Source organism: Leptothrix toolikensis (SeqCode), from assembly GCF_057922285.1.
On the sequence record NZ_JBYSVC010000008.1, the window covers coordinates 14,713 to 29,279 of the forward strand.

At 63.1% G+C, this 14,567-nt stretch carries 14 protein-coding genes; 5 read left to right on the forward strand and 9 right to left on the reverse strand.

From position 1 onward, the window contains the following. Positions 1-5: 5 nt before the first annotated feature. A complete protein-coding gene (locus AC3VI7_RS02470) occupies positions 6-2,429 on the reverse strand; it encodes a DNA internalization-related competence protein ComEC/Rec2 (protein ID WP_489669423.1) in 2,424 nt (807 codons plus the stop codon). 70 nt (positions 2,430-2,499) lie between these two features. Between AC3VI7_RS02470 and AC3VI7_RS02475 the strand changes: the two genes are divergently transcribed. Together AC3VI7_RS02475 and AC3VI7_RS02480 are read left to right on the forward strand one after the other, a co-directional pair. Then, complete coding sequence (locus AC3VI7_RS02475; protein WP_489669424.1) at positions 2,500-2,988, forward strand: RidA family protein; 489 nt, start codon at positions 2,500-2,502, stop codon at positions 2,986-2,988. Continuing rightward, positions 2,988-3,518, forward strand: a complete 531-nt coding sequence (locus AC3VI7_RS02480; RefSeq protein ID WP_489669425.1) for a disulfide bond formation protein B — start codon at positions 2,988-2,990, stop codon at positions 3,516-3,518. The genes AC3VI7_RS02475 and AC3VI7_RS02480 overlap by 1 nt, the downstream gene beginning before the upstream one ends. Here the strand turns inward: AC3VI7_RS02480 and AC3VI7_RS02485 are convergent. Continuing rightward, positions 3,440-4,843: a sensor histidine kinase gene (locus tag AC3VI7_RS02485; RefSeq protein WP_489669426.1), complete on the reverse strand. Its 1,404-nt coding sequence runs from the start codon at positions 4,841-4,843 to the stop codon at positions 3,440-3,442. The genes AC3VI7_RS02480 and AC3VI7_RS02485 overlap by 79 nt on opposite strands. Before the next feature lie 47 nt (positions 4,844-4,890). Then, complete coding sequence (locus tag AC3VI7_RS02490) at positions 4,891-5,586, reverse strand: response regulator transcription factor (protein ID WP_489669427.1); 696 nt, start codon at positions 5,584-5,586, stop codon at positions 4,891-4,893. 291 nt (positions 5,587-5,877) lie between these two features. Between AC3VI7_RS02490 and AC3VI7_RS02495 the strand changes: the two genes are divergently transcribed. Continuing rightward, entirely contained in the window at positions 5,878-6,585 is a 708-nt protein-coding gene (locus AC3VI7_RS02495) for a lytic transglycosylase domain-containing protein (protein ID WP_489669428.1), read from the forward strand. Positions 6,586-6,609: 24 nt separating this feature from the next. Further along, positions 6,610-7,377 carry a hypothetical protein gene (locus AC3VI7_RS02500; protein WP_489669429.1) on the forward strand — a complete coding sequence of 256 codons (768 nt, stop codon included), beginning with the start codon at positions 6,610-6,612 and terminating at the stop codon, positions 7,375-7,377. Here AC3VI7_RS02500 and AC3VI7_RS02505 read toward each other — a convergent pair. After that, positions 7,374-8,744 (reverse strand): ATP-binding protein, encoded by a 1,371-nt coding sequence (locus AC3VI7_RS02505; RefSeq protein WP_489669430.1) that lies wholly within the window; start codon positions 8,742-8,744, stop codon positions 7,374-7,376. The genes AC3VI7_RS02500 and AC3VI7_RS02505 overlap by 4 nt on opposite strands. After that, complete coding sequence (locus tag AC3VI7_RS02510; protein WP_489669431.1) at positions 8,744-9,475, reverse strand: winged helix-turn-helix domain-containing protein; 732 nt, start codon at positions 9,473-9,475, stop codon at positions 8,744-8,746. Before AC3VI7_RS02510 ends, AC3VI7_RS02505 begins: the two co-directional genes overlap by 1 nt. A gap of 128 nt (positions 9,476-9,603) precedes the next feature. Here AC3VI7_RS02510 and AC3VI7_RS02515 point away from each other — a divergent pair, with 128 nt between their 5' ends. After that, positions 9,604-9,837 (forward strand): hypothetical protein, encoded by a 234-nt coding sequence (locus tag AC3VI7_RS02515; protein WP_489669432.1) that lies wholly within the window; start codon positions 9,604-9,606, stop codon positions 9,835-9,837. Here the strand turns inward: AC3VI7_RS02515 and AC3VI7_RS02520 are convergent. Genes AC3VI7_RS02520 through bioA form a run of 4 tightly spaced genes read right to left on the reverse strand, consistent with a single transcriptional unit; the run spans position 9,801 to position 14,384 of the window. Next, positions 9,801-11,024: a cytochrome P450 gene (locus tag AC3VI7_RS02520; RefSeq protein WP_489669433.1), complete on the reverse strand. Its 1,224-nt coding sequence runs from the start codon at positions 11,022-11,024 to the stop codon at positions 9,801-9,803. The two genes, AC3VI7_RS02515 and AC3VI7_RS02520, sit on opposite strands and share 37 nt — an antisense overlap. Beyond that, a complete protein-coding gene (gene bioD / locus AC3VI7_RS02525; RefSeq protein ID WP_489671381.1) occupies positions 11,021-11,782 on the reverse strand; it encodes a dethiobiotin synthase in 762 nt (253 codons plus the stop codon). Before bioD ends, AC3VI7_RS02520 begins: the two co-directional genes overlap by 4 nt. Continuing rightward, positions 11,779-13,023 (reverse strand): 8-amino-7-oxononanoate synthase, encoded by a 1,245-nt coding sequence (locus AC3VI7_RS02530; RefSeq protein ID WP_489669435.1) that lies wholly within the window; start codon positions 13,021-13,023, stop codon positions 11,779-11,781. The genes bioD and AC3VI7_RS02530 overlap by 4 nt, the downstream gene beginning before the upstream one ends. Then, positions 13,020-14,384, reverse strand: a complete 1,365-nt coding sequence (gene bioA / locus AC3VI7_RS02535; protein WP_489669436.1) for an adenosylmethionine--8-amino-7-oxononanoate transaminase — start codon at positions 14,382-14,384, stop codon at positions 13,020-13,022. Before bioA ends, AC3VI7_RS02530 begins: the two co-directional genes overlap by 4 nt. Between the last annotated feature and the right edge of the window lie 183 nt (positions 14,385-14,567).

Consider the following 14,567-nt stretch of genomic DNA (forward strand, 5'->3'; position numbering starts at 1 on the left):
CCACTTTATTCGGGTTCACCCTGCATTGCTGCATGCCAGTAGCGTTGACGTCGTTCACGCTCGCACCACGGTGCGGCCCACGGTGCGGCGTCCGCACTGTGCCAGTGCATTGCACCACAACGATCACTGCGTAAAACGTGGGAACCCAACGCTTTGTAACGGGCCATCACATCGGCGGCCGGATGCCCATAGCGATTGAGATACCCCGCCTGCACCAAAACAAGGCGCGGATGCACCATATGGAGGAATGCAGGCGTCGAAGACGTGCGGCTGCCGTGATGCGGTGCAAGCAACACCGCCGTTCCTGGGGCCAGAACACCGGCTTCCACCAGCGCCAACTCCTGCTCACGTTCGATATCACCCACCAAGAGAATGCGTTGCTGGCTGGCGGTACGAATCTCCAGCACACACGACAAGCCATTGGGCTTTAAACGCCCTTGAAGAGCACGCTCGTAGTCTTGGGGGCGGGGATGCAACACCCGAAAATCCACCCCATCCCACGACCAATGCTGGCCTTTTTCGCAAGGGGTATGCGCGATCTTTTTCTCCGTCCACAAGGCATGCAGCGGGTGCTCGGCTTCCAGCGATGACATCACCTGCTGGATACGCAGGCTGCGACTCAAGGTGGCTGCCCCACCCACGTGATCGCTGTCGCGGTGTGAAAGCATCAAAGCGTCCAGTTCGGTCTGCCCCAGAGCCTGCAACAGGGGCAACAGCACGCGCTCACCCGCGTCGCTATCGCGGCCGATCATGGGGCCCGTGTCGTAGAGCAAGGTGTGCTTGGCGGTCTGCACCAGCACGGCGTTGCCTTGACCGATGTCAGCGGCCAGCAGCACAACTTGGCCGTCATCGGGACGCGCCATGGGCGGATTGAACAACGGCACCAAGAGCGCTAAGCCCATGCAGCGCACCCGCCACGGCAAAGGCGCGATCAGCAACCACCCCCCAAGCAGCCCCAAGCCTTGAGCCCACACCGGCGCGACCGCCACGCTCGGACTGGCCCAGGCCCAGCTCGCCATCGGCCGCAGCAACGTCATCAAGGCTTCGATCGCCCATGCCGCCAGCCACCACAGCTCGGACCACAGCATGCCAAGCAAAGCCACAGGGGTCACCAGCAGCGTTACCCAAGGAATCGCCACCCCATTGGCGACAAAACCCAGCAGCGACACTTGCTGAAAGAACAGCAAGCTCAAGGGTGCCAGCCCCACCGTGGCCACCGCTTGGGTGCGCAGGAAACTGCGCCACCCCATGAACCCCGCCGAAGCGCTCTCCGTTACCGCCTCGGATGCACTCAGCAGCAGCGCCACCGCCATGAAGGACAACCAAAACCCCGCCTGCAACAAGGCCCATGGGTCGAAGATCACGATGCTCACAAAAGCCAGCGCCAGCACAGCCGGCATGGGCCAAAGCCAGCCACTCAAACGCAACGCTGCTGCGATGGCCAACATGCCCACCGTGCGCTGCGCCGGCACGCCCCAACCGGCCAACATCGCATACGCCACAGCCACCAGCACACCCCCCAACGCCATCGCTTTGGCGGCCGGCCAAAGCAGCACCAAGCGCTCGCTTTGACACCACAGCCAGCGAATCCCTATCGCAGCCAGCCAAGCCAGCATCGTGATGTGCAAGCCGCTGATCGACATCAAATGGGCCACGCCGGTGAGCCGAAAAATGCGCCAGTCCTCGCGCTCAATCGCGGCCTGATCGCCCACCACCAAGGCCGCCACCACTCCGGCAGTCGATACATGGTCAGCACCCAGGGTGGCTTCGATGCGATCACGCACGTGTTGGCGCAAACGCTCGACCGGATAACCCACGCCTTCGGCCAGCTTGATCGGCACCTTGGCCGAGCCCGAAGCGCGCACGCTGCCCTGCACGCGCAAGCCTTGCTCAAAGCCCCAAAGTTCCACATCAAAACCGTGCGGATTGAAAGCACCGCGCAGGGGTTTGAGCCGCACTTGCAACTGCCAGCGCTCACCCACGCGCACGCCGGACGCATGCAGGGCGTTCAAATCGCCCTCGTGCCAACCACGCCACCAGCCCAGCGAGAGCATTTTTGGGATGTCTTGGGTCGGAACACTGGCTGACTCCACCTCAAAGACAAAACGCACCCCATCCGAGCGCCACACCGGCAAGGAGGCCACCACCCCGGTGATCTCGATGTCGCGCCCGATCCACGCCGGGGCCAGCGCGCCTTCCACCAAGCGGGTCTGCGCGCGCCATGCGGTTTGTCCCCATCCGAGCAAAATACCGGCAACAAAAACCGCCATGAAGCGCCATGGCGAAGCGCGGAGCCACCACGCGACCCACAAACTGAGCACGCCCAAAGCCACCGCACCCTGCGCCCCATGCACGTCCCACAACGTGGCTTGTTGGAGTTGCAGCGCCGTCCCCGCCACAAGGGCCGCACCCAAGATCCAAGCATGCATGCTCGCCTCCCATCTTGTCGGTGCAGTGTAGGATCTGGCGATCTTTTGCGACTTTCACCCCGTATTGCCCATGAGCACGTCCTCCACCAGCACCATTGCCCAACGCCTGCAAGCCCTCGGCATCACCCTGCCCGCCGTGGCCACCCCTGCTGCCGCCTATGTGCCTTTTGTGCGCAGCGGCTCGCTGGTGTTCCTCTCCGGCCATATCGCCAAACGCGACGGCCAAGTTTGGGCCGGTCAACTGGGCAAAGACCTCAGCACCGCTGAGGGCCAAGCAGCGGCCCGCTTGGTCGCCATTGATCTGCTGGGCACCTTGCAAGCGGCGGTGGGCAACTTGGAAAACGTCAAGCGCATCGTCAAGGTGATGAGCTTGGTCAACAGCACACCCAGCTTCACCGAACAGCATTTGGTGACCAACGGTGCGTCGAACCTGCTGGTCGAAGTGCTTGGGTCTGAGCGCGGTGCCCATGCCCGCAGCGCCTTTGGCGTGGCGCAGATTCCGCTGGGGGCATGTGTCGAGATCGAGCTGATCGCCGAACTGATTGCCGAGGGGGTGTGATGGCTTGGGGCGATCAACGCAAGGCGCGTGGCGTCAAGAAGCAGCGCCTGATCTTGGGCGGGATCGCGCTGGTCAGTGCGGGGGTGGTCGCTGCCGCCTTGGTGGGTCAGCACCGCTTTGACATGCAACCTTGCCCTTGGTGCATCTTGCAACGCCTGATCTTTGTGCTGATCGCCCTGACCGCTGGGATCGGAGCCGCCTTGCCAAGGTTGGGTCGGCGGACGGTGCTTATCGGCATCAGCATGCTGTGCGCCGCCGGAGCCGCCGCCGCGATCTATCAAAACCGGGTGGCCGCTTATCTACCCTCTTGTGACCTGACCCTGGCCGACCGCGTCATTTCGGGTCTGGGGGTGGACGCCCTGCTCCCCGAAGTCTTCGAGGTGCGGGCATCTTGCGCTGAAGCGGCCGTGCGCTTGCTCGGCGTGCCTTTTGAGCTCTGGAGCTTGGCGCTTTATGTCGTCTTGGGCGTGACCGCCGTGAGCGTGGCCTTGGGCGCTGTATCGGCGTCAGGACGTGGGAAACGCACCTGAACCCGCAGGCCCCCCAGCGGGGCTTGAGACAGCTCGATGGTGGCGCGATGGGTGTCGGCCACCGCCCGCACAATCGCCAAACCCAACCCAAAGCCGCGACCATCGTCACTGAGCCGGCGGAAGCGGTCAAACACCTTGTCACGATCCGCCACCGGGATACCGGGACCGTTGTCATCGACCATCAGCACCACGGCATCGTCGGTTTCGAAGGTGCGGACTTCGACCTCACCGCCTTCGGGGCTGTAGCGGATGGCGTTGGCGACCAAGTTACGCAGCAAGGTCTGCACCCCGACGCGCCGGCCATGCATGCTCAGCGCCTCGACGTAGGAGCTCAAACCGATGTTGCGCCGATCCGCCTCGAAAGCCATGTCATCGAACACATCCATCACCACGCGCTCCAGATCCATCGCCCCGGTCGAGGCCAGCTCAGGCGCACCCTCAGCGCGCGCTAAAGCCAGCATTTGATCGACGACATGGGAACACCGATCCACATTGACCAACAAATTGCCCAGCGACTCCTTGAGGATGGCGTCATCACTGCCCCGTGAGGCCGATTGGGCCACTTGGGCATAAAGGCGCAAGGCCGCCAAGGGGGTGCGCAATTCATGCGCAGCCATGGCACTGAAATCGCGCTCGTGGATCAAGGCCCCCAAGATGCGGGTGAAGAGCGCGTTGATGGCCTCCACGATGGGCTGCAACTCGATGGGCATGTTGGCCACTTCGAGCGGCGTGAGATCGGCGGGGCTACGGCTCACGAGTTGCGCCGCCGTTTCGGTCATCGGCCCCACCGCTTGGGACATAGCCCGCCAAGCCAAGCCCAACACGATCAACACCGCCAGTGCAAACCCCCCCACGGGGGCCGCCAAACTACTCAGCACCACGGCGTTGCGCTGCTCGACCAAGTCGGCCACATGCACTTCCAAGGCCTCAGAGAGGCCGCGTGCCACGAAGGTCACGGCCGAGCCATCGGCGAATTGCTGCGTGCCATAGCCCATGCGGCCCAGCGCGGCCAAAGGCGTGCTCGGGGCGTTGTGACTGCGCAGCATCAAACGGCCGTCTTGCGACCAGATTTGGTACATGAACCGTGTACCCAAGGTGGTCGTGGTCTCGTCGTCCACCACCCCGCCCGAGGGCGGGCCACTGGCCGGCATGCTTTCGAGCAACTCATGCTCGGCAAATCGCATCACGGTCTGGGCCAACTCGGCCAAATGCTCGTCGTGCATGCGCTCGTTCTCGGCCGTGGCGGCCCAGTACATGGCCAACACCCCGACCAACCCCGCCACAAAGGTCGAACTGACCACGATGGACAAGAGCCGATTACGCATCGACCAGCGCCGCAAAAAACGCCGAGATATCAAAGTGGGTGATCTCTTCAGAGGGCCCCAGAGGGCCGAATTTCGTTCTCAGGGCACAACTGATAGCCGACCCCTCGCACGGTCAGAATCACGCGCGCATCCAGCTTGCGGCGCAGGTGATGCACATGCACTTGCACCGCGTTGCTCTCGACTTCTTCGCCCCAGCCGTACAACGCATCTTCGATTTGTTGACGGGAAACCGCCCGGTTGCGCCGTCGCATCAACAGCTCAAGGATCCAGAACTCCTTGGTGGTGAGCGCCACAGGTTGACCTTGCCACGTCACGGTGCGACTCGACGGTGACATGGTGAGAGGACCATGCATCAACTGACCCGTTTCTTGCTCCGCACCCTGACTGCGCCGCACCACCGCACGCATACGCGCACTCATCTCTTCGAGATCAAAAGGTTTGACCAAGTAATCATCGGCCCCTTGATCGAGCATGAGGATGCGATCTTCCACCTGCCCCCGGGCCGTGATGACGATGATGGGCTGGTAGTTATCCCCCGATGAACGCACCAAACGCAAGAACTCCTCGCCACTGAGCTTGGGCAGGCCCAAGTCCAGCAAGACACAGTCATAGCGATGCGATTTCAAGGCCGCCAGAGCGGCTTCACCATCGGTCACCCAATCCACGGCGTAGCCGTTTTGCATCAGCCCGAGGCACATGGCCCGGCCCAACATGGAATCGTCCTCAGCCAACAAGACGCGCATTTTTACCCTCTTGTATTCCTATTGAACCCAGATCCGCCCAGCACAGGGGTCCGCTTTATATGTTGCATATTCAACACTCTGTGCAAATGTGTACGACGGGTGTGCGATTGGATCATGAGCAAGCGGTAGTTTTTGGACGACAGACGGGCAGTTTGCGCAGATCCTTGGCAAAACTCGCGCCAAAGGTTGTGGCGCAGCCCGGTTCCACCTCTTAAGCCACGAACGGACTTGCCCATGTACAGCAACAACACGCTCCCCCAACGCGACAGCCGACGATACCGACGCTGGTCCATGCCCCGTACGTCCCGTGCCCTGATGGGTGCTGCACTGTGTACGAGCTTGGCGCATCCCATGAGCGCTGAAGCCGACATTTTCACCAACCACACCCCGGTCCATGGACCGAGTACCCACACGACCACGGTCATCTTGTCAGACTTCCAATCAGAAGCCACCCCGCAAACCCTGATTGCCGAGCTGCCGATCCAGGCTGCACCGAGCCCACAGACCTCGTTGACCGCTTCCGCAGCGCCCAGTCGTGCCCTGCCCCCCGCACCTGCTGCGGCCATCGATGCCAAACCCATTCCCGACAAGCTGCTGCCGATGATTCAGCGCGTCGCCCGTGAGTTTTCTCTCGACACCCACCTTGTCGCCGCAGTGGTCGCCACCGAGTCGGGTTTTAACCCCGGTGCGATCTCCCCGCGCGGTGCTGTGGGCCTGATGCAGCTGATGCCCGAAACCGCCAAGCGTTTTGGCGTGCGTGACATCCACGCGACCGAAGAAAACCTGCGCGGCGGTGCGGCTTACCTGCGTTGGCTGCTCAATCGGTTCTCCGGTGACCTCAGCTTGGCCTTGGCCGCGTATAACGCTGGAGAGAACCGGGTTTTACGCGCAGGCAAGGTGCCTGATATTGACGAAACTCAACGCTACGTGCCGCGTGTGTTGGCCTTGCGTTCGGCCTATTCGGGCCGTAAACATCAGCCTTGGCGGCTGAGCCACTGATTCTTTCTTCGCTACCTTCTGCCCATGAGTTCCAACCCTTGCCCTCACTGCGATCACAACGTGGCCTTGGTCGAAGGCGTCATCCCTGACACTTGCCCCGAATGCGGTGGGCCGTTGGACGGACGGCGCGAGGCTGAACCGCGTATGCGTCGGGTGCGTCGCCATTTTCTGCGCTTGGATGCGTCCTCGCTGGTCTGCAAACATTGCGGCACCATCGACGCTCAAACCATCCACCGCAACTACATGGCCAGCCTGCGCTACTTGTTACCCCATTGGGTCAGTGTGCTGGGCATTGCGGGTGGCAGCGGCAAACTCTGTACGGTGTGTCACCGCATCGACTTGGTACCAGCGGGCTCAGAAGAAGGCCTTCGATCCCTGCAACGCCATCACCCCGATGCCCAAGTGATTGGCAGTCTAGGACGCCGCCGCCGAGTACTGGGCTGGGTCTTGGGTACCAGCGCACTCTTCGTCACTTTGGGCGTCTTGACGTGGACGGTGGTGTTCCCCAAGTTATCCGTTTGGCTCAATGGCGGCGACGACACGATCACCATCACGCGCCAGCAAGCGGTGGCTGACTGTCAAAAGTTCGCGCGTCAATCTGATCAGTTCCCCGCTGGAGCCAGCTTCGATGCGGACCGCGAGCTGCATGTCAGCAGCACCGATGCGCAATGGCTGGTGGACGGTGAGATCACCCGTATCAACCCTCATGCGGCCCGCACACGGCTTTTTTACACCTGCGTGCTGCACTACACCGGCCAGCAAGCCGAGCTGGATCAGCTCGAAATTCGCTAAGCCGTCCGCTGCGCCGTCAACAACACGCTTACCTTCAGTCCGCCCAAATCGGCTGAAGCATCGACGCTGACCTGCGCATCCACGGCGGTGCTGATGCGGCGCACGATCGACCAGCCCAAGCCGCTGCCACTGGCTTGGTTGCCCGTCACCCGGAAAAAGCGTTCCCCCAAGCGTTGCCGTTGTTCGGCCGTCATGCCCGGGCCGCTGTCCTCGACCACAAGCTGCACCTTCTCCGGCCCCACGGCCTCGATCAGCACACGCACCACCGAGCCCGCCGGGCTGTAGCGCAAGGCGTTGTCGGTCAGGTTGCGGACCAAGATCGACATCAAACCCGGCTGCGTCAGCACCCAAGCTTGGTCAGGCGCATCGAGCTGCAAATCATGCTGATCGGCCCGTTCCAACCCGGCCAACTCCGCCATTTCTTCGCGCACCAAGGCGGTCAAATCACAGCGCTTGCCTTCTAAAGCCACGCTGGCCTCTAAGCGGGCCAAGGTCAGCAGCTGTTCGATCACCCGAGTGGCTCGGTCACAACCGGCCAGGGTGGACTGCAAAGCACGCCGCCGCTGCATCCCATCTTGAACCGTCAACGCCGCTTGGGCTTGGGCTCGAATGGCCGCGATGGGCGTGCGCAACTCATGGGCCGCATCGGCGGTAAAGCGACGCTCAGATTCGAGCAATTGCTCGATGCGTTCGAACAAGTCATTGAGTGCCACCACCAGCGGGCGGATTTCGATGGGCGCGTCTTTCAACTCAACCGGATCAAAGCGATCAGCTCGCCGACCCGCCACCACCAAGCCCAAACGACGCAGCGGCAGCAAAGCACGCCGCACCGCCAACCAGATCACCAACGCCAACAAAGGCAACACCACTGCCAAAGGCAGCAAGGTGCCACGCAGCATGGTCTGGACAATTTCTTGGCGAGCGTCACGCAACTCGCCCACCATGATGGCCGTCTCATGCCCCGGTGCCTGCGCCACAAACACGCGCCAGTGCTGCTGTTCAATCTGAACATCCGAAAAGCCGGCGCGGCTCAAGGAGCCCAATGATGCGGTGGGGGCGTTGGCGGAACGAAGCAACAAGAGGTTGTCGTGCCAAAGCTGAAAGGCCATACGGGGGGCAAAGCGATGCAAGGTGGGGGCGACGCGCAACTCGCCATGCAGATGAACCTCGTCGTCATCACCAAAATGCACGATCCACATGGCCGCTGCTTGGGCCAAATGCCCGTCAAGCAGTTCATCGGTTTGATAGCGCGCGTCGCGCCAAGCGAAAAACGTCGCGGTGGCCCACAGCAGCGTGACCGCTGTCAGCACCCAAAGCAGCAACTGCCCCTGCAAAGACTCAGCACGCAGCCTGGGTCGCCAAACCATCAGGGCACCGTCGGATCAGACTCTGAGGACGAGGCCGGATCAGACTCGTCGTCATCCGCCGCCGTGGTCACCGGCCCCACGGTGATGGCGTAGCCCACACCGCGCACCGTGCGAATCCGCTGCGAGCCCAATTTGCGCCGCAGGTGATGCACGTGAACTTCGATGGTGTTGCTGCCGACCTCTTCGCCCCAGCTGTAGAGATGATTCTCTAGCTGCTCGCGGGTCAGCACCCGACCGGGACGCAGCATCAGGGCGTGCAGGAGGTTGAATTCACGCGTCGAGAGTTTGACCGACTCGTTATCGACCCAAACCTCGCGCGAGGCCAGATGCAAATCAACCCCGTTGCATTGCAAGCGGTCTTGGGTCTGGCCGTTGGAGCGCCGGATCAAGGCCCGCAGGCGCGCAGCCAGCTCATGCAGATCGACCGGCTTGACGACGTAATCATCCGCGCCCAGATCCAGCGCACCGACCCGATCACGCACATCGTCGCGGGCGGTCAGGACCAACACCGGCACCTGCACCCCCCGAGCCCGCACGGTCTCAAGCACCGACATGCCGTCCATGCGTGGCAGGCCCAAGTCAAGCACCACCGCCGCGTAGGGGTTACCCAGCAACTCATGCTCCGCAGCGATGCCATCGCGCACCCAGTCCACCAAGAAACCTTGGGCGCGTAAACCAGCGCGCAGGCCATCGCCCAAGAGCGGATCGTCTTCAGCAAGCAAGATTCTCATGATGTGATTGTCACCTGTGTCGGCTTAAGGGAGCTTTGAAAAAGTTTAGCGGGCACTGGCAACCTCAGCGATGATGCGCACGCACTGAATCACTCCGAACCGTGTGACCTGTCATCAAGGAGATGAACATGAACCCGTGGTGGACCCCTTGGCCGTTGAAGCTGGACAACGAAGACACTCCGCTGGGCGCTGCGCCCTGGGACGTGATGGCGTTGATGCAGCACCAACAACGCTTGCTCACCGAGTTGACCGAAGCCAATCAAATCTGGCTCTCATGGTGGATGTCCACCTTGCCGCCGCTGCCGGGAACCCCGGCAGCCCATCATCAGGAAGCTGACACCGGCAAAGACCGCCAGCCCTGATACAGCCCGCTCTCGATCCGAACAGCACCCGCCACGCGGTGCAGGTTCGGCCAGCGGGTCAAAACTTCGGTCAAGACAATCTCGGCTTCGAGTTGCGTCAAAGCCGCACCGATGCACACGTGCGGCCCGACGCCAAAAGCCAGATGCATCCCTTCGTCGCGGCGCAGATCAAGCTGATCGGGCGCGCGAAAATGCGTGGCATCCCGATTGGCCTGCGCCACCATCAACAACACCAGCTCGCCGCGCCGCAGTGCTTGGCCATGCCACGTGAAGGGCACGCCCACACGCCGAGCGGTGTACTTGACCGGGCTGCTGTGGCGCAACACCTCGCGCACCGCACGCCGCATCGTGGCGGAGTCGCGCTGCGCTTGAGCTCGCAAGGCCGGGTCAGCCAGCAGGGCATCCAGCGCCAGCCCAAGCAAGTGGCGCGTGGTCTCGTGGCCGGCAAAGAGCAGCGTCACGCACTGCGCCAACAATTCTTCGCGGCTCTCGATCCGGCCCTCGCGGTAGGCCGCCAGCAAGCGGCTCAGCAAAGCGTCCGGGGCGTTTGGATCCATCACTTGGACGGGAGCATCCGCATCCACCGTTAACCACTGCCGCCAAAGCCCCGCCATGGCAAGCGCCGAGCGCTGTGCCCGCTGAATCATCTCGGGCGAAGGATCAGGGTGTTCGATGAACGCGGCCAGATCGGTCGCGGACCGCAGAGCGGCTTCGGCTTGGGTGTAGTCCAGCCCGAGCATCTGTGAGACCACTTGGGCGGGCACCGGCTGGGCAATGCGCTGGATAAAGTCAAACGGTGCGTTCGTATCAATCTCGTCAAGCAAGCGGCGCACTTGTGCGCGCAAACGCTCACCCAGCGCCTGCAACGCATGGGGCTGGAAAGCGCCCATCATCACGCCGCGCAAGCGCCCATGATCGGGCGCGTCCACAAACAGCAGCGCCCGCGCCAACATGCCTTGGAAGGGCCGAATGGTCGCCTGGGTCGCCTGGGTCGCTTGGGTCGTCTCAGCGGGCTCGGTCGCCTCGACTTGGTTCTTGTGCAGCCAACCGCCGGTGCGCCGTGCCGACAGGCGCGCATCGCGCAAGCCCTGCTCCACATCGTCAAAACCCCGCACCAGCCAGGCCCCACCAAAGTAGTCCTCACTCCATACCAAGGGACTACTCAAAGGACTACTGCTCGTCGTCATGGCCTTACCTTTTCAAAATCCAACGCTTGGCGCAGCGCGACGCCATCCAAATAAGCTGCCACCGCTACGGGGGTGACCTCGGTCAAACGCGGCACTTCACCCAGAAAAACGCTGCCATAACGCCGTTGCAAGCCCGCTTTGAGTGCTTCGATGTTGCTTTGGCGATGCGCCATGGCGGGATCGACCGTGTTGGCCACCCAGCCCACCAGCTTCAAACCCCGGGCGGCAACCGCTTGCGCGGTGAGCAGCGCGTGGTTCAGGCAGCCCAGACGCAGGCCCACCACCAAGATGACCGGCAAAGCCAATTCAGCGGCCAGATCGTCCATGCCCCAAGACAAGTCAGCCGCCAAAGGCACGGCAAAACCGCCCACCCCTTCGACCACCAAAACCTCGGCCCCAGCGGCCATCAAGGCTTGGGCGGCCGTGAGGCCGATATGCGGCGCGATGTTTTGGCCGGACAAGGCAGCGGCGATATGTGGCGCGCAAGGCTGGCGAAACTGCACCGGCCCGACTTGAGCGCTCGACAAGGGCATGGTGGAGGCGGCTTGCAACAGGCGCACATCCTCGTTGCTCCACGCGCCATCACGCTCGTCTTGTCCAGCGGAAATGGGCTTGAGCCCGGCGCAGCGCCAGCCTTGGCGGCCCAGCAGATGCAACAAGGCGGCGCTGATGCAGGTCTTGCCCACGTCGGTGTCGGTGCCCGCGACAAAACAGCCGCGCAAGGTGGGGTTTATGGGACGACTCATGGGGCGGTTCATGGAGCGCCCTCCTGCAAGACATGCAGGGCATGCAGAACTTGCACCAAGTGCGCCACATCCGCTTCGGTGTGCGCGGCGCTCAGGGCGATGCGCAGCCGCGCCGCCCCCACCGGCACGGTGGGCGGCCGAATCGCCGGCACCCACAGGCCGTGAGCCTCCAAAGCCGCCGTCAAGGCCAGCGCAGTGGCGTTGTCGCCCACCACCAAGGGTTGAATCGCGGTTGGGGAATCCAGCAGTCGCCAACCCCGGCCCGCCACAGCTGCCGGCAAGTGGCTGCGCAGCTGCGTGATGCGCGCGCGCAACGCGGTGCGGCGGGCAGCCCCTTCGGGCCCAGTGATCAGATCCAGGCTGGTTTGAAGCGCAAAGGCCACCGCTGGCGGCGCAGCGGTGGTGTAGATGTAGGGCCGAGCGCTGTTGATGAGCCATTCGATCAACAGCGGATGCGCCGCCACAAACGCGCCGCCTACACCAGCCGCCTTGCCCAAGGTGCCCATGTAGATCAGCCGCTCGCTGCGCAAACCCAACTCAGCCAAACTGCCCTGCCCCTGCGGCCCGAGCACGCCAAAGCCGTGGGCGTCGTCCACCACCAGCCAAGCGTCGTGCGTCTCGGCCAGCGCCAGCAGTTCAGCCAAGGGCGCTAGGCAGCCGTCCATGCTGAAGACCGCGTCGGTGACGATGATCTTCAACCCCGCCGTGCTCTGCGCCAGCAAAGCGCCCAGCCGCACTGTGTCAGCGTGCGGATAACGCTGCACCTGCGCGCCCGAAAGCTTGGCCCCGTCGATCAGCGAAGCGTGATTGAGCTTTTCGCAAAACAGCGTCGTGCTGCGATCCCCGGCGCTGGCCAGGCCCGTCAGCAGCGCCAAGTTGGCCATGTAGCCGGTGCAGAAAAACAGCGCGCGCGCGCCGGGCACCCACGGCGACATCAGCTGCGCCAGCTGATCCTCCAGATCCGCATGGGCACGGCTGTGACCGTTGATCAGGTGCGACGCCCCGCTGCCCGCACCAAAGCGCCGAGCACCTTCAGCCAAAGCGTCGATAAGCGCCGGGTGATGGGCCAAGCCCAGATAGTCGTTGCTGCAAAAAGCCAAGCGTTCAACCACCAAGCCGTTCTCGGCGCGCAAGCGCTGATGCGGCCCGCACGGGCTCTCGGCCACGCGCAGGCTGCGGTAGGCATGCTGATCGCGCCGGGCTTGGAGCTGCTCGGCCAGCGTGCCGAGCAAGCCACCCCTCAAAACACTCATCGCGGCACCACCTCGTCAAGGGTCGCCAGCACGCGCTCGGCCATATCAACGTAGACCTCAGCCGCTTGCAGATACGGCGGCATGACGTACACCGTGCGACCGATGGGCCGGATCATCAGTTCATGACGCCGACCCGCTTGGTGGAAACGCTCCGAAAAATCCACGCCGGCGCGCTCAGGGCTGACATCAAAGGCCCAGATCATGCCGCGCTGACGCAAGGCCGTAACGCGCTCGTCCCCGGCCAAAGCGGCCGACCACGTGGGCATCACCCCTTGGCTGAGCAGCGCGTTGCGTGCCAGCACGTCGTCGTCGGCAAAGCGTTGCAGCACGGTGGTCGCGGCCCGGCACGCCAGCGGGTTGCCGGTGTAGGAATGCGAATGCAAAAACCCCCGCGCCATGCTGTCGTCCCAAAACGCTTGGTACACAGCGTCGCGCGTCAGCACCACCGACAACGGCAAATAGCCGCCGGTGATGCCTTTGGACAAGGTGATGAAGTCCGGCCAGATGCCCGCTTGCTCGCAGGCAAAAAAGGTGCCGCTGCGCCCACAACCCACCGCGATTTCATCGGCGATCAAATGCACCCCAAAGGCATCGCACAGTGCCCGCACGCCGCGCACATAGCTCGGCGCATGCATCGCCATACCTGCGGCGCACTGCACCAAGGGCTCGATGATCACGGCCGCAATGTGCGGCCCGCGTGCTTGCAGCAAGCGCTCCAGATCGGCCAACGCCCGGGCTTCCACGTCCTCAGGGCGCTCGCCCGGCTCGACCTGGCGCGCATCGGGGCTATCGACCAGATGCGCGCGCATGAGCAACGGGTCATAAGCATCGCGAAAAATCGCCACATCCGTCACCGCCAACGCGCCCAAGGTTTCGCCGTGATAGCTCTGGCGCAAGCACACAAACTCGCGCCGCGCGCCTTGGCCCAGATTGCGCCAAGCGTGAAAACTCATCTTGAGCGCGATCTCGATGGCTGAGGCCCCGTCGCTGCCATAAAAAGCATGGCCCAACACCCCGCCGGTGCGGTTCGACAACGCCTCGGCCAGATCCACCGCCGGCGCGTGGGTACACCCGGCCAGCATGACGTGCGAGAGCGTATCGAGCTGATCCTTCAACGCCGCGTTCAGCCGCGCATCGGCGTGCCCAAACAAATTGACCCACCACGAACTGATGGCATCAAAGTAGCGCCGCCCATCAGCATCCATCAACCACGGCCCCGTGCCGCGCACGATCGGCAACGGCGGACTGTGCTCCGACGCCCGCTTCATCTGGGTACACGGATGCCACACATGACGCAAACTGCGCGCCACCAAGTCGCTCGCCACAAGCCCTTGCGGCGCAGAAATCAAAGAAGCATCCATCGGTCCAAACCATGAGGGTCAACCCGTAATTATGGTGGAACCCTCACCCCAACCTTTTGGGCTGAGCTTGTCGAAGCCCTGCCCGCTTGACACGGTCCCTTCGACCGAGCTCAGGGCGAACGGTAAAAAACACTCCCCTCGCCCGCAAACGCGGGAGAGGGTCCAGGGGTGAGGGCTGGATTT